Origin of the sequence: Wolbachia endosymbiont of Ceratosolen solmsi (assembly GCF_017869155.1) — a bacterium.
In the GTDB taxonomy this organism is placed as follows: domain Bacteria; phylum Pseudomonadota; class Alphaproteobacteria; order Rickettsiales; family Anaplasmataceae; genus Wolbachia; species Wolbachia pipientis.
Window position 1 is genome coordinate 625,855 of record NZ_CP054598.1, and the last position, 20,420, is coordinate 646,274.

Below are 20,420 nucleotides of genomic sequence, written 5' to 3' on the forward strand. Positions count from 1 at the left end.
TTAATTCACCACAGTAACCGCGCCGTGGCAGTGTTTGTACTTCTTTCCAGAATTACAAGGGCACTTGTCGTTTCTTGAGACTTTGGGAAGTCTGCTATTTCTAGCAGAATGTAACCTATTGCCTATCTCTTGGTTATCTGCCAACTTAAAGTGCGCTAGGCGGTGAATGGTGAGTTCCTTCCATTTTTCAAGCATTGACTCAAACATCAAGAAAGCTTCGCGTTTAAATTCATTCAGTGGATCTTTCTGCCCCATGGCACGTAGGCTTATGCTTTGTCTTAGGCTCTCTAGAACTGAAAGGTGTTCCCTCCATAAATGATCAAGTGTCATTATCATCATTTGCTTCACGATCGTATTCCACAAATCTGTAGTGTGCTGACTGTTGAAATATTTTTCTTTCTCAGTAAAAAATTCTTGTATCTTATCATTTATATAATCCAAAACTTCTTGTTTGTTTAAAAACTTTGCTAAATCTTCTTTATCAAGCGTTATTCCATACCTTGTATGGAATTCTTTGACTATATCTTCAATATAATCCTCATAATAGCCACTTTGGACTATACCTTCTATTACGCTCTCATTTACTTCGCTATATACTTCAAGTAAATCATTAATTTCGTTGCCTAAGATATTGTTTCTCTGCTTAAAAATAACTTTACGTTGGTTGTTGATTACGTCATCAAACTTAAGTAGAGATTTCCGCACGTCATAGTTTCTAGCTTCAACTTTCTTTTGTGCTTTCTCGAGTGCCTTATTGATCCATGGATGATGAATAGCTTCGTTATTCTTTAGCCCTACTTTTTGTAAAAAACTTCTCATTCTATCAGAGCCAAATATTCTCATTAGGTCATCTTCGAGCGATAAAAAGAACTTAGAAAGTCCAGGATTCCCCTGACGACCAGAACGGCCGCGTAATTGATCATCTATTCTCCTGCTTTCATGTCTTTCGGTTCCAACCACACATAAACCACCAGCTTTTATAGCAATTTCCTTATCTTTTTTTACTCTTTCAACTATTTCTTGGTATTTTTTTTCTCTTTCATCAGCATTTTTTATCTTCTTTAGCTCCACCTTTGCAATCATTTCAGCATTTCCACCAAGCTGAATATCAGTTCCACGTCCTGCCATGTTAGTTGCTATGGTGACACTGCCTGGCACTCCAGCTTGTGCTATTATGTACGCCTCTTGTTCATGATAACGAGCGTTTAATACGGAATGCTTAAGAGAATGGCTTTGCAAAAGCGCAGAAAGCTTCTCAGAGTTTTCGATGCTTACCGTGCCGACAAGGACCGGTTGAAGGCGTTTATGGCATTCTTCTATGAACTTTAACACAGCATTAAATTTTTCTTTTCCTGTGCCATAAATTTCATCATCAATATCAACTCTTTTTACAGATACATTGGTTGGAATTTTTACTACATTTAATCTGTATATATCACTAAACTCTTCTGCCTCTGTTGCTGCTGTTCCAGTCATTCCGGAAAGTTTATTGTACATACGAAAGTAATTCTGAAATGTGACCGATGCTAAAGTTTGGTTTTCATGCTGAATTTCAAGATTCTCCTTCGCTTCAAGTGCCTGATGAAGACCATCGGAATATCTCCTGCCCTCCATCATACGCCCAGTAAATTCATCAATAATCACTACCTTGCCATCCTTTACTATATAATCTTTATCAGCAGTAAACAGCTTATGTGCACGTAATGCTTGGTCTATATAATGAGTTATTATCATGCTGTCAGTATCATAGAGCGAGGAATTTTCAGGAATGAGATTGTATGACCTTAGTAGTTCCTCCACTCGTGAAATACCATCTTCAGTCAAGAATACCGTTCTACCTTTTTCATCTACTTCATAATCGGAGTCAACTAATTTGGTTGCTATTTTATTGATATGCTTATATATCTGATTGTTTTCCTCAACCGGGCCAGAAATAATAAGCGGAGTGCGAGCTTCATCAATGAGTATTGAGTCCACTTCATCAACTATTCCGTAGTGAAAGCCTCTCTGAACCATGTCTTCTTGAGAAAATTTCATATTGTCTCGCAGGTAATCAAAGGCAAGCTCGTTATTTGTGGAATACACGATATCTGCACTGTAAGCCTCTTTCCTCTCTTCGTCTGTCAAGTTATTCGTAATAAACGCAACAGAAACCCCAAGAGAATTATATAATTTGCTCATCCACTCTGTGTCTCGTTTTGCAAGATAATCGTTAACAGTTACGACGTGCACGCCTTTCCCTTCTAAAGAATTAAGGTATGCAGCTAAAGTTGCAACGAGTGTCTTTCCCTCTCCTGTTTTCATTTCTGATATCATGCCATTGTGGAGCACCATTCCACCAATCAGTTGAACATCAAAGTGCCTCATGTTAAGAAATCTTCGAGAGGCTTCACGCACAACTGCAAATGCAGGTACGAGAAGATCATTTAACGTTTTCCCATTTTTCAATTCTCGATTGAATTCTTCAGTTTTACCAGCAAGCTCCTCATCAGATAAGCTCTGCATTTCTGTTTCTAATGCATTTATTTGCTGAACAATTTTCCTAAAGGATTTTATTATCTTCTTATTTGTTGACCCAAATATCTTTCTTATAAAAAAGAATGACAACGTAAAAATGAAAAATATAAGAATGGATGTCAAAATTAGCGGAGAATCTAGCATAAACTTAAGTAAAGTCTTATTTAATATGAGATTATATTACTAAATGCAGCCTACAGCAATTACATATTAGATTTGGGGAGTCTTTATGCTTAAGACAGCAAACAAAATTGACCCTGTTCGGCACTGTTATTACAATGTTAAAGAATCTGTTGCATTATCTTAGGCACTTGGTGACTTTAATTTTTTATAGAAAGAAGTTATTCGTAGGTTTAGTAGGGTATGAATGTAGAAAACAAACAGTCTGAAGTACTTAGTAATCGTACATTTAAGAAGAGAGATGGCACATCAACAGGTGATCATGGTCGCAAGTATGAAGTAAAATTATTAATGCTGTATCTACTTCATGGGTTAAGTAGTAAAATTGACTTTTGGTTAGCATCAAACATAGAAGGTTTTGGAGCCTTTGATGATATTTTTTTTGAGTATAAAGATCAGAAGAACAAATCGAGAATTATCTTGGTTCAAGCTAAGCACTGCAATACACATCGCTCTTCGAAGAATATTACTTTTGAAGATTTGTTTATTGATGGAAATGATAGAAAGCAACAGAAAGAAGATTTCGGGTTAAACAAATATTTTGAATCTCATCCTGAGATTAAGCAAAACCCTGAGTGTAAGAACAGTGATATTACGCTTGTCATTCATACTAATGTCAATGTGAACCTAAAAAAAGGTACAGAGAAGCAAGGAAGCGTAGAAACATTAGAGAAGTATCTGGAAGAGTCAAAGTTAACAAATGATAACACTTTAAATATTTATGAAGGTCAAAAAGGAACGTGCTACAAAATAAAAAATCATACTGAACTGAAAAAATACTTCAGTTGTGGTAGTGACGATGAAATAGAAGATTTTTTACTTAGAATAAGGTTTGTAGTTGATCAACCTAATCATTCAAAATTAGATGATATTATTAAGAAAGAAATATGGAATATATACAAAATATCAGGGGAAGAAGATATTGATACAGTTTTTGTCCGTGTATATGATAAGGTAGGGAAATGGTGGGCACAACAGGGTAGCAAAGTTTCTTATCTAACAAGAAAAGACGATTATTTTAGGGAAGTTATAGAACATCTTTATAGTCTCAAACCTAGAGAAGATCTATTTGAACGGTGGAACATTCCACCTAAAATAGCTAGTGGAAATTTCATTGAACGAGAATATCTCAATGAAGAAATAGTAAATCATCTAAAGACAAAAAATGAGCCAGTTATATTAACTGCTTTGTACGGGTTAGGTGGAGTAGGTAAAACACAGTCAGTGCTAGATTTTATTCAAAAACATGGGAAAGAATACAAGGCAATATGTTGGTTTAATGCAAAAGATGAAGATCAACTACTCAGTGAATATGTTAATTTAGGAAGAAAATTAAATATTATTCACGATGAAGACAACATTTCTATTGCACAGCGAGCTTATTATGTGAAAAACTGGCTAGAAGATTCTAAACGTGAAGGCTTGTTGTTGATTTATGATAATGTATCAAATTATGAAGTCATTTCTAAGCTCAGACCTACAAAAGGCGGCAAAATAATAGTTACGTCTCGTAATACTGAATGGCCACAAGGGAGTATAGGTGTAGACGTTTTTACTCCCCCAGAATCAGAATTATATGTTAAGAAAATTCTAGGCCAGGTTTCAGAAAGCGATAGGCCAAATATAGGTATATTGGCAGAAAAGTTAGGTAGATTACCTTTGGCATTAGCTCAGGCTTGCGCTTACATCAAAGAAAACAAAATGACTATCTCACGTTACTTAGAAATTTATGCAGAAAGGAAGCTTTATTTATTATCTCATAAAACACTACCTAAGGATTCTAACCATGAGCCTGTGTTTATTACTTGGGATATTACAATGGACGCAATTCGTAATGAGTCTAAACTAGCAAGCAAGTTGTTAGTAGCTTGTGCATATTTAGACAATGATATTCCTAAAGATTTGTTAAGAATATTTCCTGAGATTGTAGAGAACAATTCTGAAGAAAAACCTTTTGAAGAAGTATTAGGTATATTATTGAGATATTCGATGCTAGTGTCCAATGAGCAGAGTAGTAGTGTTTCTATTCACTGTTTAGTACAAGATGTAATTAGGCTAAAGTCAAAGGAAAGTGGAAAAATTAAAAAAGATATAAAAACCGTTTTTCAATTATTAAAAGAAAGCTTCCCTGACGACAGTGATAAATTAGAAGATTATGCTAAGAAGCGACAATTATTGCCGCACTTAGAAGCGTTTTTATCACATATAGATAATTGGCTAGCAAAAAATCCTTCAGAAAAACAAACAATAGAAAAGGATTATCTTGTGTATTTGTTAATATGGATGAACGATGGATACCATGACTTGGGTAATCCCAGAAGACAAAAGGAGCTGCTTGAACAGGCTTTATCTATCTTTAAGAAATATTATGGGCCTTATAATTTTCAAGTTGCTATAGCGCTGGCAAATCTAGGTATCGCTTATGGGGATCTGGGTAATCATAGGAGACAAAAGGAGTTACTTAAACAGGCTTTACCTATTCTTGAGAAACATTATGGCTCTGACCATTTCCAGGTTGCTATTATACTGACAAACCTAAGCAACGCTTATGGGGGTCTGGGTAACCCTCAGAAAGCAAAAGAGTTACTTGAACGGGCTCTAGCAATTCAAGAGGAACATTATGGGCCTGATCATTCCCAAGTTGCTGTTATATTGACAAACCTCGGTATCATTTATGGGAATTTAGGTAACTATGAAGAAAAAAAGGAGTTGCTTGAACGGGCTTTAGCAATTCAAGAGAAACATTATGAGCCTGATCATTCCCAAGTTGCTAGCACATTAGTAGGTCTAGGTACCTCTTATAGAGCTTTAGGTGATTCTCAGAAAGCAAAAGAGTTACTTGGACGGGCTTTAGCAATTCAAGAAAAACATTATGGCTCTGATCATTTTCAAATTGCCATTGCATTGATAAACCTCGGTATTGTTTACGGTACCTCAGGTGATCCTCAGAAACAAAGGGAGTTGCTTGAACAGGCTTTACCTATTCTTGAGAAACACTATGGCTCTGATCATTTTCAGGTTGCCATTGCATTGGCCAATCTAGGTGATGCCTATGGGAATTTAGGTAATTCTCGGAAAGCAAAAGAGTTGCTTGAACGGGCTTTAGCAATTCAAGAAAAACATTATGGACCTGATCATTTCGAAGTTGCTAGAACATTAGTGAGCTTCGGTACCACTTATAGGACTTTAGGTGATCCTCAGAAAGCAAAAGAGTTACTTGAACAGGCTTTAGCAATTCAAGAGAAACATTATGGCTCCGATCATTTCCAAGTTGCTATCACATTGACAAACCTAAGTAACGCTCATGGAGATTTAGGCAATCTTCAGAAAGCAAAAGAGTTGCTTAAACGGGCTTTAGCAATTCAAGAGAAACATTATGAGCCTAACCATTTTACAGTTGCTATAATACTAAAAAACCTAGGCGGAACTTATGGAGACTTAGGTGATTCTCAAAAAGCTAAAGAGTTGTTTGAACGGGCTTTACCTATTTTTGAGAAACATTACGGTCCTGATCATCTTGAAGTTGCTAAACTATTGGCAAACCTAAGTATTACCTATGGGGATTTAGGTAACCCTCAGAAAGCAAAGGAGTTGCTTGAGCAGGCCTCATTTATTCTTGAGAAGCATCATGTCCATGATTACTTCTAAAGTTGTTGAACTATGGGAAATTCTAGGCCCCGCTTATGGTGCTCTAGGTAACCATAAGAAACAAAAGGAGTTGTTTGCACGGGCTTCATCCATCTTTAAGAAACATTATGGCCCTGATCATCCGGAAGTTGCTAAACTGCTGGCAGAACTAGATGACATTTAGGTTTTTAGCAATACTGGATTAACAACAATTCATTTGAGCTACACTTCCAAAACTAATCTATTTGGATCTTCTATATAATTTTTTATTTTAACGAGGAAAGTAACTGCTCCTTTGCCGTCAACTATTCTGTGATCGTAAGAGAAGGCAATGTACATCATAGGTCTAATCTCAATTGAGTTGCCCATGGCAACTGGCCTGTTTTGTATTGAATGCATTCCAAGTATTCCAGATTGCGGAGGGTTTATTATCGGAGTAGAAAGGAGCGAACCATATACTCCGCCATTTGAAATGGTAAATGTTGCACCTTCCATTTCTGATACTTGTAATTTACCTTCTCGTGCTTTTTTGCCAAGAGCAACTAAAGTCAACTCAATTTCTGCAAATGACATCTGATCGGCACCCCGAATAACTGGTACAACAAGACCTTTATCGGTGCCAACAGCAACACCTACGTCATAGTAATGTTTATATATGATTTCATCGCCTGAGATTTCAGCGTTAATTTCAGCAATTTCTTTCAATGCTTGCACCGCTGCCTTTATAAAAAACGACATAAAACCAAGTTTTATTCCATATTTTTTTTCAAAGGCGTCCTTATATTTTGCTCTTAGATCCATGACATTCTTCATGTCAATTTCATTGAACGTGGTCAGTATTGCAGCAGTATTTTGCGATGCTTTCAAACGAGCGGCAATTACTTGTCTTATTTTGCTCATTTTTACTCGTTCCTCTCTTTGCTCTCCACTTACTACACTTTTTGGCAATTCATATTGTTTTATTGCAGGTTGTTCAGCTTTGTTCATATGGCCTATCACATCTGCTTTTGTTATTCTGCCTCCCATGCCAGTTCCTTTGACGCTTTCTGCACTGATTGCATTTTCTTCCATAATTTTACGAGCTGATGGAGCATCTTTTTTAGCAGCACTTTCGCTTTTATCTTCTTTTCTCGCTTCCTCTTTTACTTCTCCCACGGAAAGCTTTGCTAACAATTGATCAGGGCTTATTACATCATCTTCCTTTACAAGAAATTCAGTTATTTGCCCCGAAGCTTCTGCAGTTAATTCGAGTGCTGTTTTGTCAGTTTCAATTTCAAAGATCAAGTCATCTACTTTTACTGCTTCTCCAATACCCTTCTTTATTTTTACTATACCTTCTGTAACTGATTCACCACCAAGAGTTTTTGGTGCTCTGATTTCTATAATTTTGCTCATAAAACAACTTCCGTATAAAACTTTCTATAGATTTATACATGAAAAGAGACATGTAATAAACTAATAAATTCATTGAGGCTCTTATCATTTAGAAGTGGACCACAACTCCCAAATGTCATTCCAGCGCAGCCATAAAAATTCCTTGACAAACTCCGCCAGCCCCCTTATCATGAAACTGAAGCTATTTATTTATCTTCTCTGTACAGATTAAATGACAAAAAAACTCACGTATCTGGCGTCTCATGTTTAATTTTTTGCACTATGTGCACTCTATGTCTTTATCAAATTTCTGGGTTTTTACCTACACAAGCTGAAATATGCTTATAAAGCATTTAAAACATAAAAAAACGCCAACTTAAAAAATGGATAGTGAATAACTAGCTACCCTAGGGTTTCTTTTGCCTTTTTTTCTGTTTAGTAAATTTCTTAATGTTTATAATTTAGATTAGTTGCGGTTTAAAAGCAGCTGAATCGCGGTTATTAAGTGTTTAGAATAAAAAAACGCCATACTTGAAAGTATAATGTAAGTAATTAGCCAACCACGGGGCTTCTTTTGCCTTTTTTTTCGTTTGGTAAATTTCTTAATATTTATAGCTAAACGACAATCGTCATCCCGCTACGTGTTAGCGGGATCTATGCTTTGAGATACCGCGAATGAATCGCGGTATGACGGTGTAGATGATGGTTAAGTAATTCGTCATCCCGCTGCTTGTTAGCGGGATCTCTTGTTAGCGGCTGAGATACCGCGAATGAATCGCGGTATGACGGTTCGCGGCGGTATGACGATAAGGTTTATACCTTGTCATGCAAGTACTAGAATCCAGTAAGCTTATTTATGCATGTAAAAGGCTATTATTTTGTAAAGTCAAAGTTGCTTTTGGTTTTAAGTTAAAGTACAATAAATGCAAAGGCTCATATAAACTGGATCAAAGTACTTGAATGACATCAGAGAGAGGGTAACCGAGGTTCATGCGATACACGCTACCAAAGTGTTTAAATAATTAATTAGGTTAAGGTTTGGTATTCAAACAGTCGTACACATGCCAGTCAAAATAGGTACCAGAGGAAGCAAGCTTGCAGTTGCCCAGGCTTTGGAAGCAAAACAAAAGTTGCTGGATTCTTTTCCTAACTTATCTATTGAAATTGTTAAAATAAAAACTTCTGGAGATAAGTATGCAAACGCAAATCTTGCTGAAATAGGAGGCAAAGGATTATTCATTAAAGAAATTGAGACTGAATTGCTCGAAAATAATATAGACATGGCAGTTCATTCGCTAAAAGATATGCCTGCGTTTTTCTCAGGGGGTTTAACAATTCCTTGTGTTTTAGAAAGGCTAAGTTCATGCGATGCGTTTATTTCTCATAAACACAATAGCCTTGAGTCTTTGCCACAGCAGGCTACTATTGCCACTTCTTCAATAAGAAGAAAAGTTCAGTTATTAAATGTTAGACCAGATTTAAATATAGTACCGCTACGTGGAAATGTAACAACCAGATTGCAAAATCAAAGTTTTGATGGAATAATTCTAGCTGAAGCAGGACTCATAAGATTAGAAAAACATCACTTGATTACAGAGGTATTGCCACCAAAAGTTATGTTAAGTGCAGTGGGGCAGGGGGCGGTTTGTATTCAATGTAGAAGGAATGATGTAAAAATTATCAATCTTTTAGAGAAAATTAATAATAATATGTCTTTTATAGGAGTGAAATCAGAGCGCAGTTTTATGAAGACAGTGAATGGTTCATGTTTTACACCACTTGCAGCTTTGGCTGAATATGTGAGCGAAAATATGCTACACCTTCGTTGTATGTTAGCAAGTGGAAAAAATATATACTTCACTGAGCGCACTTCATTTATAGAAGATGCGGAGAAAATGGGTATGGATGCAGGATTAGAGTTGAAATCAAAATGCTTATAAGCTTACCTAAAGTACGTGGAATCTATCGTTATGATGTCTTAATGTCTAAAGCGACGTGGTTAAATGTTGGTGGACGAGCTGATGTATTATTTAAACCATGTGATATTGAAGATTTAACATACTTGATTAAAAATACTGAACTGCCAGTTAGCGTTATTGGTGCAACATCCAACATAATAGTGCGAGATAGTGGCATTCGAGGAATAACAGTAAAATTAGGTAAGGAGTTTGCATATATTAAAAGTAAGGGTAACAACTCTATTGTAGCTGGGGGAGCTGTGCTGCTCAGCAACCTTGCTCACTTTGCGGGAAATCAGCAGATTAGTGGGTTGGAGTTTCTAGTTGGAATTCCAGGAACAGTTGGTGGCGGAATAGAAATGAATGCAGGTGCATATGGTAGTGATATCGCAAGTGTTGTACAATCCATAAAAGCAGTGAATCTAGAGGATGGAAACCTATATGAGTTCTCCAGCGAAGAAATGGGGTATTTTTACCGTGGACATAGCCTAAAAGGAAATTGGATTTTTGTTGAAGCTGAGTTTAAAGGAATAAACTCAGAGTATGAGCTTATACTGCAAAGGTTAAAGGAAGTTATTGAGAGGAAAAATAAAAGCCAGCCAATAAGAGGAAAAACTGCTGGGTGCATATTCAAAAATCCAAAAAACTACCGAGCATGGGAGTTAATTGATAAATCTGGCTGCCTAGGGTTAAATATTGGTGGAGCTAGAATCTCTAAGAAACATTGTAACTTCTTGCTCAATTACGATAATGCAACTGCATCTGACTTGGAAAACCTTGGCAACAAAGTAAAAGATGCAGTAAAGGATAAATTTAATGTTGAACTTGAGTGGGAAATAAGGGTTTTGGGTAGCTATTAGATAGTTTTTATAGCTTATGTATATTCGTTCAGGAGAACGGCAAATAAGGTAAACAAGTAATCTAAAAAAATAATCATAGAGAAACCGTGAGGTAATGTGGTTAATCTTGTAGAACTTTGCAAGAATCTAGAGAGAAAAATAGCAAAGTTATACCAATTCTCATTATTAGTGAATCAAATAAGCGATATTGTAGAGTTATTTAATTGTGGAGTGAGAAAGAAAGGCAATAGTATGGCTTTTTTTCCATTGTTATCTATCCGTTTATTGTGCAGTGGGAATTGGTATTAGCTGAACGGACACTATTGTTATACTATATCTTATATACAATTGTGCAATATGGACAATGGCAACAAATTTACTAGCGAAATTCAGTGATTTATGATTGATAATTAAAGTTCTTAATTAGTAACCGTTCACACTTAATTCTTCAATCTCACTAATAGAAAGGCCAGTAAACTTGACAATAGTGTTAACATCAACATTATTAGCCAGCATTGCTTTTGCGACTTCGATTTTCCCTTCAATTTTGCCTTCCTCTTTACCAATTTTTTTGCCTTTTTCAGTAGCAAGATCAAGTCTGTATTCAAGAATGGCTTCTTCTTTCCGTAGATCCATTATTCTTTCTTCGTAAGCTACTAAATCTTTTTCATTCCAGCTAAACCTGTCTAATTCATCGTAGGCTAACTTTATTATTGGTGCTTTTTCTGCTATTTTCCTTAAGTCTTCTTCCGTAGTTTCATCTGCATATTTGAAGAAAAATAACCAACGATCCACTATGCTTTCTAGCTGTTCTTTCTTATTCTTAGGAAATTTAGGTAGTTCAATAAATATAAATTGAAAATCTTTTAAGTCATGCTCATTGGTTTTCTCATCTCTTATAGTGTGGTTGGATATATAATCAACTTCTTCAGGAAGTAAGTTACAATTTGATATAGCAATAAAGAAGACTTTCTTTAAATCAATGTAGTTGCCAGATTTATCTAATTGTCTTGAGTAAGCCTTAGCAGCATACAGTTGAGCTCGTTTTTCGAAGCCTTTATCGCGAGTAAGCTGCATTTCAATCACATACCTGGTCCCACTAGAATCCCTGCAAAGAACATCAACTATACTTTGCTTATCAGAGGCAATTTCAGGATCCATTATAGTACTGAGGAATTCCACTTCTTGTATAGTATTTATCTCGGTAAACCCTAAAATATCATTCAAAAAATGTATGAGAATATTCTTATTTTTTTCAGTGCCAAAGATTCTTTTAAAGGTTAAATCCAGCTTAGGGTCGAGAAACTTAGATAAAGCCATAGCCAAAGTGCTTAAAAATATTAATAATTATACACTATTATTAACAATTATTCAACCATATTTTTGAAGATAGCTATGCCGCCGCGAACCGTCATACCGCCGCGGTATCTCGGCATAGATTCCGCTAACTAGTAGCGGAATGACGATTGTGTATCGTGCTTTGCTAAAAAAAAATCACAGAATGCAGTCTGGTTACCTTATTAGAAGTTTAGCTTTAACTTTAAATGGACTACTCAACCGTGACAGACTTAGCTAAATTTCTTGGACAATCTGCATCTAACCCTTTTTTTGCTGCAGTAAAGTAAGCAAGGAATTGCATAGCAACACTGTAGATGATTGGAGAGATAAAATTATCAGTGTCTGGAAGTTGCACCACATCTGCGCAAACTCCCCTTAGGAATGGCGCTCCTTGTTTATCACTGAAGGCAATTACTTTGCCTTTTCTTGCAATAATCTCTTGTATATTAGATAGCGTTTTAAAGAATAAATCATCATAAGGGATAATTGCTATAACAAGCACAGTAGAGTCTATTAAAGCAATAGAACCATGCTTCATTTCTCCCGCTGCAATACCAGTTGTATTGATATATGAAAGCTCTTTTATTTTCAATGCGCCTTCCATTGCAACTCCGTATGAACTTCCTCTGCCGATTAAAATAACGTTATTGTGTTCTAATATACTGCCCGATATATGTTGTATTTTCATCACATTCAAAACGTGCTCAACATACTCGGGAATAGAATTGATAGCACTGCTTAGCTGTTTTATTCTCTCTCCACCCAGTATACCTTTTATTTTTCCAAGCTCCACGGCAAAGCATGCTAAAGTTGCAAGTTGCGCAGAAAAGGTTTTTGTTGAAGCAACACCAATTTCTGGCCCAGCAAGAGTATGTAACACAATATCTGAGATCTTTTCAATGCTGCTGCTAAATGTATTAGTTATACTTATGATTGTTTGCTTCTGTGATTTCGCATAACGCAGCGCTTCTATGGTATCTGCAGTTTCGCCAGATTGAGAGATAAATAACCCAATGCTGCCTTCTTCCAGCTTGACGTTGCTATACCTAAATTCTGATGAGATTTCTAGATATACTCGAACTTGAGCGACATTTTCCAGCCAATACTTTGCTATTAGCCCAGCAAAATAAGATGACCCGCATCCAACTATAGTAATGTGATTCAGTTCAGAGAATAATTTTTTGTTGACCTCTTTATATTGCTTGTAAAATTGGTTTATTGTTTTGTTTAATGCACAAGGTTGCTCAAAAATCTCTTTTAACATGAAGCTAGGGTAACCATTTTTGCTAATTAGAAAATCACTTGGACTACTATTTTCTATACTGCGTTTAACTTGTGTACCATTGTTGTATATACTAACTCCACTAGATTTTATCACTGCAATGTCATCATCTTCCAAATGCGATATTTTTTCCACAAATGCACTTAAAGCATTAGAGTCAGATGCAGCAAACACTGTGTTACAGTTATAGCCTATTGCTAAAGGCAAATTTCTCTTCGCAACAAATAAGGCGTCTGGATATTCTGCAAATAATAAGACCAAGGCAAATGAGCCGTGTAGGTTGTTTAAACACTTAAATAGAGAATCAACTGGCGACAATCCTTCATCAAGATATAAGGTTAGCATGTTTGGTATGATCTCTGTGTCAGTGTCAGTATGGAATGGCATTCCCCTTTCTTCTAGACCCTTTTTTAGCAGATTGTAATTCTCAATTATGCCGTTATGAGCAACAACAACATTATTTGTACGAATGGGATGAGCATTTTTAAGGCCTGGAACTCCATGTGTAGCCCAGCGAGTATGTGCTATACCAACTGTACTGTGAGACATCTTGCTGTCATCAACAACTTCACATAACCTTTCGACTTTACCTTCTGATTTTTTGACTTCTATCTTACCTTCGTTATTTATGATTGCTATACCTGAGGAATCATATCCCCTATATTCCAATTTTTGTAACCCAGTTAGTAAGGTTGGTATTACTGAATCACCGCTACTTACTACACCAAATATTCCGCACACAAATGGATCACCAAACAAACTTTTTTCTAAACATGTTAAGCATTTTTGCCTTTATTACTGGTTGATTTATATTCTTTTTATCATTCTTTCGATTTTACCTTTTTAATTGGTTTAGCTGCTACTTTTTGAGTTTCTTTGCTTAAAACCTCAGATATAGCGGACTTTAGAACTTTTATCTCAACTTTTGGTGCTATTTCTATTATAAATTGTGCATTTGCCTCATCAACTTTATTAACTTCACCTATTATTCCACCAGAAGTAATGACTGTATCACCACGTTTTATTTGATCTATCATCTTTCTATGTTCTTTTAGTTTTTTTTGTTGTGGGCGAATAATGAGAAAATAAAATACCACAAATATTAAAATCAATGGAGTAAAACTAGCAAAAGATGCGCCGATACTTGATGTATTGCTAGTTGCATCTGCTGCAAAAACTTCAGAAATGAGCATATTTAATCCTAATTGTTAATGATAAAAACAAACCTATTTAAGTATTAATTACAATACCATGCCATGTCAAGTTTGGTGGAAGCATTTCTCAATATCGGTTGCGAATTCTAAGTTATGCTAAAACTAATATGGCGGGAGTGATGAGACTTGAACTCACGACCTCATGCGTGACAGGCATGCGCTCTAACCAACTGAGCTACACCCCCCTAATTTCTTTTTAGCGTTTTCGGGCTTCAACTTTAAAGCTAATAAACATGTTGCCCTTTGTCAATATTTTTTGTTTGCGCTTTGCTGTCTTTTCTATTACTATGTAAATAATTTAATTTCACACATGGCTTGTACAAGTAGTCCCATTAGGGTTATGCCATGGAAGATAAACTATTTGGAGGAATGATATATGACAAATTTGCCTAAAGTCACTGTGCGTGATTTAGCTGAATCTGGTGTACATTTTGGTCACAAAATTAGTCGCTGGAACGCAAAAATGGCTCCATATATATATGGGGTACATCAAGAAAATCGTATACATATAATTGACTTGCGAAAAACATTACCATTGCTACAGGTGGCCATGAAGGCTTTATATGACGTTGCATTTCAAGGTGGTCGCATTCTATTTGTTGGTACAAAGTTTCAAGCTTTTGATATTATTGCAAGTGAAGCGATTCGTTGTGGTCAATATTATGTGAATCATCGTTGGCTTGGTGGTATGCTTACTAATTGGGGCACTGTTTCTTCTTCGATAAAAACCTTGATGCAATATGAGAAAATATTAAATGACGAGGATAGCATTTTAACAAAGAAAGAATTGGGAAACATTGAAAAGAAAAAGCAAAAGCTTGATAAGGCGCTTGGCGGTATTAGAGAAATGGGAGCAATTCCTGATATCTTATTCATCATTGATACTAATAAAGAGCATATAGCGGTTAAGGAGGCTAAGAAGTTAGGAATTCCAATAGTTGCAATACTTGATACTAATTCTGATCCAGATGGTATTACTTATCTAATACCTGGAAATGATGACTCAAGAAAATCAATAGAGCTCTATTGTAAATTAGCTACCGACTCTATATTAGCTGGAATAGAGTCTAGTCTAGCAAAATCTGGAGTTAAGATTGATGATATAAGGGGTGATGAGTTTATTCAAGAAAAAGAAGACGGTATTGTGCAAACTAAAAAGAGACGTAGTAAAGTTTACAAAGAAGAAGAAAGGGAGGTAGTAACAAATGAAGATGAATCCAGATGATATAAGAGAATTACGTGATAGAACAGGGCTTGGCTTAAGTGACTGTAAAAAAGCATTAGAAGAATGTGATGGTGACATTAAGAAAGCCGTTGATAAGTTACGTACAATAGGTCTTGCTAAAGCTGACAAAAAATCTGATAGAGTAGCTTCAGATGGACTCGTTGTTATGTGTTTGACTGAAAATTATGGTGCATTGGTTGAACTCAATTGCGAAACAGATTTTGTTGCAAGGAATGAGAAATTTATAGAGTTAGTTTCAAATTTAGCATCAATTGCTCATCAAGAACGCTGTACTAGCGTTGATGAGTTAAAAAATGCCAAGTATGAAAGCATTGGCACAGTGCAGGAAGCTATTATGAATGGTACGTCAGTTCTTGGTGAGAAGCTAGAGTTAAGCAAGCTTTGTTACTTAGAAGCTAAGGATGGAGTTATTGCTGGCTACGTACATGGTGATGTGTGTGGCTTAGGTAAGATTGGTGCTTTAATTGCATTGCAATCATCTGGTGATAAGGCGAAGCTACAAGAGATTGGGAAACAAATAGCTATGCATGTAGTTGCTATGAAGCCTGAAGCTTTGTCTATAGATGATTTAGATCAAATGAAGTTGAAAAATGAACGTTCTATAATTGAAGAGCAAGTGAGGGGCTTAAATAAACCTGAAGAAGTAGCAAAAAAAATAGTAGATGGACGAATGGCTAAGTACTATGAAGAAGTTGTTTTACTAGAACAAAAGTTCATAAAGGATGATAAAATGAAAGTTTCTGATTTTATAAAGTCAAGCGAGGTGAGTGCTATTAAATTATCTAATTACAAGTTACTTGTTTTGGGTGGTGCAAACTAAATGGTAAAAAATGTTTCCCTCAACAAATGAAAAAAGCGAAATAAAATATTCCAGAGTGTTATTTAAAATCTCTGGTGAAGCTTTAATGGGGTCACAGTCTTTTGGCTATGATATGGGAATAATAAGCCAATTATGCAAAGATATAGCTGATATTAACAGGCTTGGAGTTCAGGTATGTATTGTTGTTGGTGGTGGTAATATCTTTCGTGGCACATCTGCGTCTTTAAGTGGCTGTGAAAGAGCAAGTAGTGATTATATTGGAATGCTTGCAACTATAATCAATGCTTTAATTTTACAAAACTTTTTAGAAAAAAATTTAATAGCTTCTAGGGTATTATCTGCAATACCCATGGCCACTGTATGTGAACCTTACATAAGAAGGAAAGCTATTCGTCATTTAGAAAAAGGTAGAGTGGTAATTTTTGCAGCAGGCACAGGCAACCCATTTTTTACTACAGATACAGCTGCAGCCTTACGTGCTGTTGAAATGAATTGTGATGTTATTCTAAAGGGTACGCAAGTAAATGGTGTATACTCCGCTGATCCGAAAAAAAATGAGGATGCTGTAATGTATGATAGGCTTTCTTACACGGATTTATTGACTCGTGATTTAAAAGTTATGGATGCATCAGCAATTTCACTTGCTCGTGAGAATTCTATTCCAATTATAGTTTTTTCTTTGAAGGGAGAAAAAATAGTCAATATTATTAAGGGTCAAGGTACTTATACTATAGTTTCAGATTGTAAACATTAGGTAATTTATGTTAAATGAAATAAAAGCTAAAACAAAAGAAAGAATGCTAAAAACTATTCAGTCCTTTCATGATGATATTAAAGGCGTACGCACTGGTAGAGCTAGCGCATCGTTGCTTGATGGTATAGTTGTAAATATCTATGGTGGACATCAAAAGTTAAATCAGGTTGCAGGTGTTTCGGTTATAGATAACAAAACTCTATCAATTAAAATTTGGGATATTAATGTTGTCGGTGAAGTGAAAAATGCTATATTAAATGCCAACTTGAATTTAAATCCTGTTGTTGAGGGCAATACCATACGTATAGCTCTTCCGGACTTAACACAAGAAACCCGTGAAAAATTAGTGAAATTATTGCATCAGTTTGCTGAAAATGCACGGATTGCCATTAGAAATATACGTAGAGATATTATGGAAGAAACAGAAAAAATGAAGGAAAATAAAGAAATCTCAGAAGATGATTTTCATGGTGCTAAAAAGGAAATACAAAATATTACTGATAATAATATAAAAAAAATTGATGGTGAATTGTCCATCAAAGAAAAGGATATACTGAATCACTAAATGATATGGAGAAAGCTTACATAGCAAATGATGTCATTCCAGTGCTTGACACTGGAATCCAGTCTTTACTATACAACTATCTGATGCACTTGTTTGAAATCAAATTTCCTGGATCCCAGTGTCGGAGCACTGGGATGACACCAATTTTGCATTCAAGTATCAACTATTGGTGTCACTACAGTAACTCTCTTCCTGTCATGCAAGTAGCTGACACCTTCCAGGTGTCAATTGAAATCCAAAAAATTTCACTCAAGTCAAAATTAGGTTAAATTTAAATGTTGAATCAAGAATCTTTACCGAAACATTTAGCAATTATTATGGATGGTAATGGTAGATGGGCGAACAATCAAGGAAAGGTAAAAATTGATGGTTATAAAAAGGGCAGTGAAGTTGCATACGATATTGCCAAGTATTGTACGGACCTAACCATACCCTACTTAACTTTGTATGCATTCTCTATGGAGAATTGGCTTAGACCCAAAAACGAAACTGACTGTCTATTTGATTTATTTTACTCCGTTTTAACTAATGAAGATAAAGTCAATTTCATTTGCAACTGTAACATTAAGTTGAATTTTATTGGCAATTTAAGTCTGTTATCCAGTAAAATATTGGATCAAATTAAAAAAGCAGAAGAAATGACACATAAGAACGATGGTTTATTACTCACTGTGGCAGTCAGTTACGGAGCAAAGCAAGAAATTACACAAGCTATAAGCAATATTATAAAAGAAAATATTGCTTATGTATCAGAAGAGGAATTTGAAAAATTTCTGTATACTAAAGATTTGCCAAAATTGGATTTATTAATTCGCACTGGCGGCGAAAAAAGGTTAAGCAACTTTTTATTATGGCAAGCAGCTTATGCTGAATTGTATTTTTGTGATACTTTATGGCCTGATTTTTCTTGTCAAGATTTGAGTAAAGCATTAGAAGATTATACAAAAAGAGAGAAAAAATATGGTAGATAATAATTTTATAATTAGAATGTTGTCCTCAATAGTAATATTATTCATATTTTCCTTTGCTACATATTTCAGTGATTTATCGTTTTACCTATTGATTTTTTCAATAGCAGTTTTATCTTCTTTTGAATGGTATAATCTAACCCAAGGAAATAAAATTTTATACGTTTTTGCATTATTATTGATTGCACTACCAAGCGCCTCATTAATATATTTATATAATCTACCACAGGGAAAATACGCATTAGTATGGTTCGTCTTAACCATTTGGGGAATTGACGTTACTGCCTACCTATTTGGTAAGAATTTTGGTGGAGCTAAAATTTGCCCAATTCTTAGCCCTGGAAAAACTTGGACAGGACTTCTTGGTGCGATTTTAGCTGGAGTAGTGTGCACAATTTTTGGATCAATATTTTTTGGTCTATTTTCAATTTTTTATTCTCCAATCATTGGCCTTGCAATTGCTATTCTAGCGCAACTTGGCGATTTCACTGAGTCGCTTGTTAAAAGAGCTTACGGTGTTAAAGATAGTGGAAATATGATACCTGGCCATGGGGGAGTGCTCGACCGTATGGACAGTTTCATTTTTACTGCCCCTCTTATTGCTATTTACATAAGCTAAGTCTGCAGAAGTGCCATTAGAGTTCATCCCTAGTCAGCTCCCCAACCGCTTCTACAGTGCAGTCATGGACAAACGTCTTTTCACAATAAGGGCAGGCTATTTCCTCTTCTTCTCCCATATCTAAATATATTAATGGATGGCCAGAACCCTCATCATTCTCATCACCATGACAACAAACTTTTCTATTATTAACCCTCACTTTTGACATGCTGCTCCTTTAGCTTATAACATTTTATATATTGAATATACCCATTCAGAAATAAAAAACAACAAGCACTATTCTCCATTTTTTATCCTATTCAGGTTAATCAATTCGTTTTGAACGCCTTTTGATACAAATTTGCTAACATCTTCTCCTAATCTTGCTATTTCCTTTACAAAACTTGATGAGATAAATTGAGTATCTTCAGAAGCAGGAAGAAATATGGTTTCGATTTCAGGAAGAAGTTTATAATTTACCCAGCTCATTTGAAACTCGTAATCAAAATCCGATACTGCTCTTAATCCCCTAATAATAACAGAAGCATTCTGCTCTTTGGCAAACTTCACTAGCAACCCATTAAAAGATATAACATCTGCATCAATTCCTAGTCCTTTGATTTCATTTTCAGCCATGCTTGTGCGTAGCTTTGTGTCAAAGGCAGTATGCTTATTAACGTTTTCTGCAACTCCTATTATTAATTTATCGACTAGTTTACACGCTCTTTTGATTATGTCAATATGCCCAAAAGTTATAGGGTCAAATGTGCCAGGATAGATTCCTATTTTGTCATTAATGTTCATCCTTTATTTTTATAAACTACTTTAAAAACTTTTGATAGACATAATAACATTTTTTATCTAAAAATAAAAGTATACAGTTGGCCTGATAGCTCAGTTGGTAGAGCAAAGGACTGAAAATCCTTGTGTCGCTGGTTCGATTCCTGCTCAGGCCACCTTCTCTTTCTTGGCAAACTTGCCTTTTTGTTATAAAATACTCTATATCGTAATATAAATATTAGGGAGGCAAGTCATAGTATATAAATATTATAATAAACTATTTAATATCTTATTAATTATAGTTCTATTATTAAGCAATATTACTTATGCTGGCGTTAGTGAAAAACCGGCATCTCAACA

19 protein-coding genes and 2 tRNA genes are annotated in these 20,420 nt (G+C 35.4%); 13 read left to right on the forward strand and 8 right to left on the reverse strand.

Annotated elements, in window-relative coordinates; all coding sequences use genetic code 11:
• On the reverse strand, nucleotides 1–2,661 hold the full coding sequence (gene secA, locus HUB95_RS03075; RefSeq protein ID WP_244662721.1) for a preprotein translocase subunit SecA: 2,661 nt from the start codon (nucleotides 2,659–2,661) through the stop codon (nucleotides 1–3).
• 219 nt (nucleotides 2,662–2,880) lie between these two features.
• On the opposite strand from secA, the gene HUB95_RS03080 reads away from it, so the two are divergent.
• Both HUB95_RS03080 and HUB95_RS03085 read left to right on the forward strand, forming a co-directional pair.
• Nucleotides 2,881–6,345 carry a tetratricopeptide repeat protein gene (locus HUB95_RS03080; RefSeq protein WP_209452279.1) on the forward strand — a complete coding sequence of 1,155 codons (3,465 nt, stop codon included), beginning with the start codon at nucleotides 2,881–2,883 and terminating at the stop codon, nucleotides 6,343–6,345.
• A complete protein-coding gene (locus HUB95_RS03085) occupies nucleotides 6,332–6,508 on the forward strand; it encodes a tetratricopeptide repeat protein (protein ID WP_141457140.1) in 177 nt (58 codons plus the stop codon). Before HUB95_RS03080 ends, HUB95_RS03085 begins: the two co-directional genes overlap by 14 nt.
• 38 nt (nucleotides 6,509–6,546) lie before the next feature.
• On the opposite strand, the gene odhB is transcribed toward HUB95_RS03085, so the two are convergent.
• Nucleotides 6,547–7,719, reverse strand: a complete 1,173-nt coding sequence (gene odhB / locus HUB95_RS03090) for a 2-oxoglutarate dehydrogenase complex dihydrolipoyllysine-residue succinyltransferase (protein WP_197907166.1) — start codon at nucleotides 7,717–7,719, stop codon at nucleotides 6,547–6,549.
• A 1,040-nt stretch (nucleotides 7,720–8,759) separates the two neighbouring features.
• On the opposite strand from odhB, the gene hemC reads away from it, so the two are divergent.
• The 3 genes from hemC (at nucleotide 8,760) to HUB95_RS03105 (ending at nucleotide 10,804) form a co-directional block, all read left to right on the forward strand.
• Nucleotides 8,760–9,638: a hydroxymethylbilane synthase gene (hemC, locus tag HUB95_RS03095; RefSeq protein WP_015589059.1), complete on the forward strand. Its 879-nt coding sequence runs from the start codon at nucleotides 8,760–8,762 to the stop codon at nucleotides 9,636–9,638.
• Nucleotides 9,629–10,516 carry a UDP-N-acetylmuramate dehydrogenase gene (gene murB, locus HUB95_RS03100; protein ID WP_141457145.1) on the forward strand — a complete coding sequence of 296 codons (888 nt, stop codon included), beginning with the start codon at nucleotides 9,629–9,631 and terminating at the stop codon, nucleotides 10,514–10,516. Before hemC ends, murB begins: the two co-directional genes overlap by 10 nt.
• A gap of 96 nt (nucleotides 10,517–10,612) precedes the next feature.
• The gene (locus HUB95_RS03105; RefSeq protein WP_070356842.1) at nucleotides 10,613–10,804 is read left to right on the forward strand and encodes a hypothetical protein; all 192 of its coding nucleotides are present in this window, start codon (nucleotides 10,613–10,615) and stop codon (nucleotides 10,802–10,804) included.
• Nucleotides 10,805–10,918: 114 nt separating this feature from the next.
• On the opposite strand, the gene HUB95_RS03110 is transcribed toward HUB95_RS03105, so the two are convergent.
• The 4 genes from HUB95_RS03110 to HUB95_RS03125 all read right to left on the reverse strand — a co-directional run bounded on the left by HUB95_RS03110 (nucleotide 10,919) and on the right by HUB95_RS03125 (nucleotide 14,514).
• Nucleotides 10,919–11,815 carry an Rpn family recombination-promoting nuclease/putative transposase gene (locus tag HUB95_RS03110; protein WP_209452280.1) on the reverse strand — a complete coding sequence of 299 codons (897 nt, stop codon included), beginning with the start codon at nucleotides 11,813–11,815 and terminating at the stop codon, nucleotides 10,919–10,921.
• A 229-nt stretch (nucleotides 11,816–12,044) separates the two neighbouring features.
• Nucleotides 12,045–13,856 carry a glutamine--fructose-6-phosphate transaminase (isomerizing) gene (gene glmS / locus HUB95_RS03115; RefSeq protein WP_141457364.1) on the reverse strand — a complete coding sequence of 604 codons (1,812 nt, stop codon included), beginning with the start codon at nucleotides 13,854–13,856 and terminating at the stop codon, nucleotides 12,045–12,047.
• Between the two features lie 80 nt (nucleotides 13,857–13,936).
• Nucleotides 13,937–14,308 (reverse strand): preprotein translocase subunit YajC, encoded by a 372-nt coding sequence (gene yajC, locus HUB95_RS03120; RefSeq protein WP_015589055.1) that lies wholly within the window; start codon nucleotides 14,306–14,308, stop codon nucleotides 13,937–13,939.
• Between the two features lie 129 nt (nucleotides 14,309–14,437).
• Nucleotides 14,438–14,514: transfer RNA gene (locus HUB95_RS03125), tRNA-Asp, on the reverse strand.
• 191 nt (nucleotides 14,515–14,705) lie between these two features.
• Between HUB95_RS03125 and rpsB the strand changes: the two genes are divergently transcribed.
• The 7 genes from rpsB to HUB95_RS03160 are packed head-to-tail and all read left to right on the forward strand — an operon-like array spanning nucleotide 14,706 to nucleotide 19,301.
• Nucleotides 14,706–15,554 carry a 30S ribosomal protein S2 gene (gene rpsB / locus HUB95_RS03130; protein WP_015589054.1) on the forward strand — a complete coding sequence of 283 codons (849 nt, stop codon included), beginning with the start codon at nucleotides 14,706–14,708 and terminating at the stop codon, nucleotides 15,552–15,554.
• The gene (tsf, locus tag HUB95_RS03135) at nucleotides 15,535–16,395 is read left to right on the forward strand and encodes a translation elongation factor Ts (RefSeq protein WP_015589053.1); all 861 of its coding nucleotides are present in this window, start codon (nucleotides 15,535–15,537) and stop codon (nucleotides 16,393–16,395) included. Before rpsB ends, tsf begins: the two co-directional genes overlap by 20 nt.
• 10 nt (nucleotides 16,396–16,405) lie before the next feature.
• The gene (gene pyrH / locus HUB95_RS03140) at nucleotides 16,406–17,149 is read left to right on the forward strand and encodes a UMP kinase (protein WP_015589052.1); all 744 of its coding nucleotides are present in this window, start codon (nucleotides 16,406–16,408) and stop codon (nucleotides 17,147–17,149) included.
• A 7-nt stretch (nucleotides 17,150–17,156) separates the two neighbouring features.
• Nucleotides 17,157–17,714 carry a ribosome recycling factor gene (gene frr / locus HUB95_RS03145; RefSeq protein WP_007549203.1) on the forward strand — a complete coding sequence of 186 codons (558 nt, stop codon included), beginning with the start codon at nucleotides 17,157–17,159 and terminating at the stop codon, nucleotides 17,712–17,714.
• Between the two features lie 5 nt (nucleotides 17,715–17,719).
• The gene (locus HUB95_RS06145; protein WP_039964055.1) at nucleotides 17,720–17,983 is read left to right on the forward strand and encodes a hypothetical protein; all 264 of its coding nucleotides are present in this window, start codon (nucleotides 17,720–17,722) and stop codon (nucleotides 17,981–17,983) included.
• A gap of 6 nt (nucleotides 17,984–17,989) precedes the next feature.
• Nucleotides 17,990–18,685 (forward strand): polyprenyl diphosphate synthase, encoded by a 696-nt coding sequence (uppS, locus tag HUB95_RS03155; RefSeq protein ID WP_015589050.1) that lies wholly within the window; start codon nucleotides 17,990–17,992, stop codon nucleotides 18,683–18,685.
• Nucleotides 18,675–19,301, forward strand: a complete 627-nt coding sequence (locus HUB95_RS03160) for a phosphatidate cytidylyltransferase (protein WP_015589049.1) — start codon at nucleotides 18,675–18,677, stop codon at nucleotides 19,299–19,301. Before uppS ends, HUB95_RS03160 begins: the two co-directional genes overlap by 11 nt.
• A 16-nt stretch (nucleotides 19,302–19,317) precedes the next feature.
• Here HUB95_RS03160 and HUB95_RS03165 read toward each other — a convergent pair whose 3' ends face one another.
• Both HUB95_RS03165 and coaD read right to left on the reverse strand, forming a co-directional pair.
• A complete protein-coding gene (locus tag HUB95_RS03165; protein ID WP_006279326.1) occupies nucleotides 19,318–19,509 on the reverse strand; it encodes a zinc-finger domain-containing protein in 192 nt (63 codons plus the stop codon).
• A 68-nt stretch (nucleotides 19,510–19,577) separates the two neighbouring features.
• Nucleotides 19,578–20,084 (reverse strand): pantetheine-phosphate adenylyltransferase, encoded by a 507-nt coding sequence (gene coaD / locus HUB95_RS03170; RefSeq protein ID WP_015589048.1) that lies wholly within the window; start codon nucleotides 20,082–20,084, stop codon nucleotides 19,578–19,580.
• A 79-nt stretch (nucleotides 20,085–20,163) separates the two neighbouring features.
• Between coaD and HUB95_RS03175 the strand changes: the two genes are divergently transcribed.
• Nucleotides 20,164–20,236 (forward strand) — tRNA-Phe (locus tag HUB95_RS03175).
• The last annotated feature ends 184 nt before the right edge of the window (nucleotides 20,237–20,420 follow it).

What these genes read in the sequence shown, in the direction of transcription:
- secA (WP_244662721.1), bottom strand. Translation starts at nt 2,661, where the DNA reads ATGCTAGATTCTCCGCTAATTTTGACATCCATTCTTATATTTTTCATT.
- HUB95_RS03080 (WP_209452279.1), top strand. Translation starts at nt 2,881, where the DNA reads ATGAATGTAGAAAACAAACAGTCTGAAGTACTTAGTAATCGTACATTT.
- HUB95_RS03085 (WP_141457140.1), top strand. Translation starts at nt 6,332, where the DNA reads ATGATTACTTCTAAAGTTGTTGAACTATGGGAAATTCTAGGCCCCGCT.
- odhB (WP_197907166.1), bottom strand. Translation starts at nt 7,719, where the DNA reads ATGAGCAAAATTATAGAAATCAGAGCACCAAAAACTCTTGGTGGTGAA.
- hemC (WP_015589059.1), top strand. Translation starts at nt 8,760, where the DNA reads ATGCCAGTCAAAATAGGTACCAGAGGAAGCAAGCTTGCAGTTGCCCAG.
- murB (WP_141457145.1), top strand. Translation starts at nt 9,629, where the DNA reads ATGCTTATAAGCTTACCTAAAGTACGTGGAATCTATCGTTATGATGTC.
- HUB95_RS03110 (WP_209452280.1), bottom strand. Translation starts at nt 11,815, where the DNA reads ATGGCTTTATCTAAGTTTCTCGACCCTAAGCTGGATTTAACCTTTAAA.
- yajC (WP_015589055.1), bottom strand. Translation starts at nt 14,308, where the DNA reads ATGCTCATTTCTGAAGTTTTTGCAGCAGATGCAACTAGCAATACATCA.
- rpsB (WP_015589054.1), top strand. Translation starts at nt 14,706, where the DNA reads ATGACAAATTTGCCTAAAGTCACTGTGCGTGATTTAGCTGAATCTGGT.
- tsf (WP_015589053.1), top strand. Translation starts at nt 15,535, where the DNA reads ATGAAGATGAATCCAGATGATATAAGAGAATTACGTGATAGAACAGGG.
- pyrH (WP_015589052.1), top strand. Translation starts at nt 16,406, where the DNA reads ATGTTTCCCTCAACAAATGAAAAAAGCGAAATAAAATATTCCAGAGTG.
- frr (WP_007549203.1), top strand. Translation starts at nt 17,157, where the DNA reads ATGTTAAATGAAATAAAAGCTAAAACAAAAGAAAGAATGCTAAAAACT.
- HUB95_RS06145 (WP_039964055.1), top strand. Translation starts at nt 17,720, where the DNA reads ATGGAGAAAGCTTACATAGCAAATGATGTCATTCCAGTGCTTGACACT.
- uppS (WP_015589050.1), top strand. Translation starts at nt 17,990, where the DNA reads ATGTTGAATCAAGAATCTTTACCGAAACATTTAGCAATTATTATGGAT.
- HUB95_RS03160 (WP_015589049.1), top strand. Translation starts at nt 18,675, where the DNA reads ATGGTAGATAATAATTTTATAATTAGAATGTTGTCCTCAATAGTAATA.
- HUB95_RS03165 (WP_006279326.1), bottom strand. Translation starts at nt 19,509, where the DNA reads ATGTCAAAAGTGAGGGTTAATAATAGAAAAGTTTGTTGTCATGGTGAT.
- coaD (WP_015589048.1), bottom strand. Translation starts at nt 20,084, where the DNA reads ATGAACATTAATGACAAAATAGGAATCTATCCTGGCACATTTGACCCT.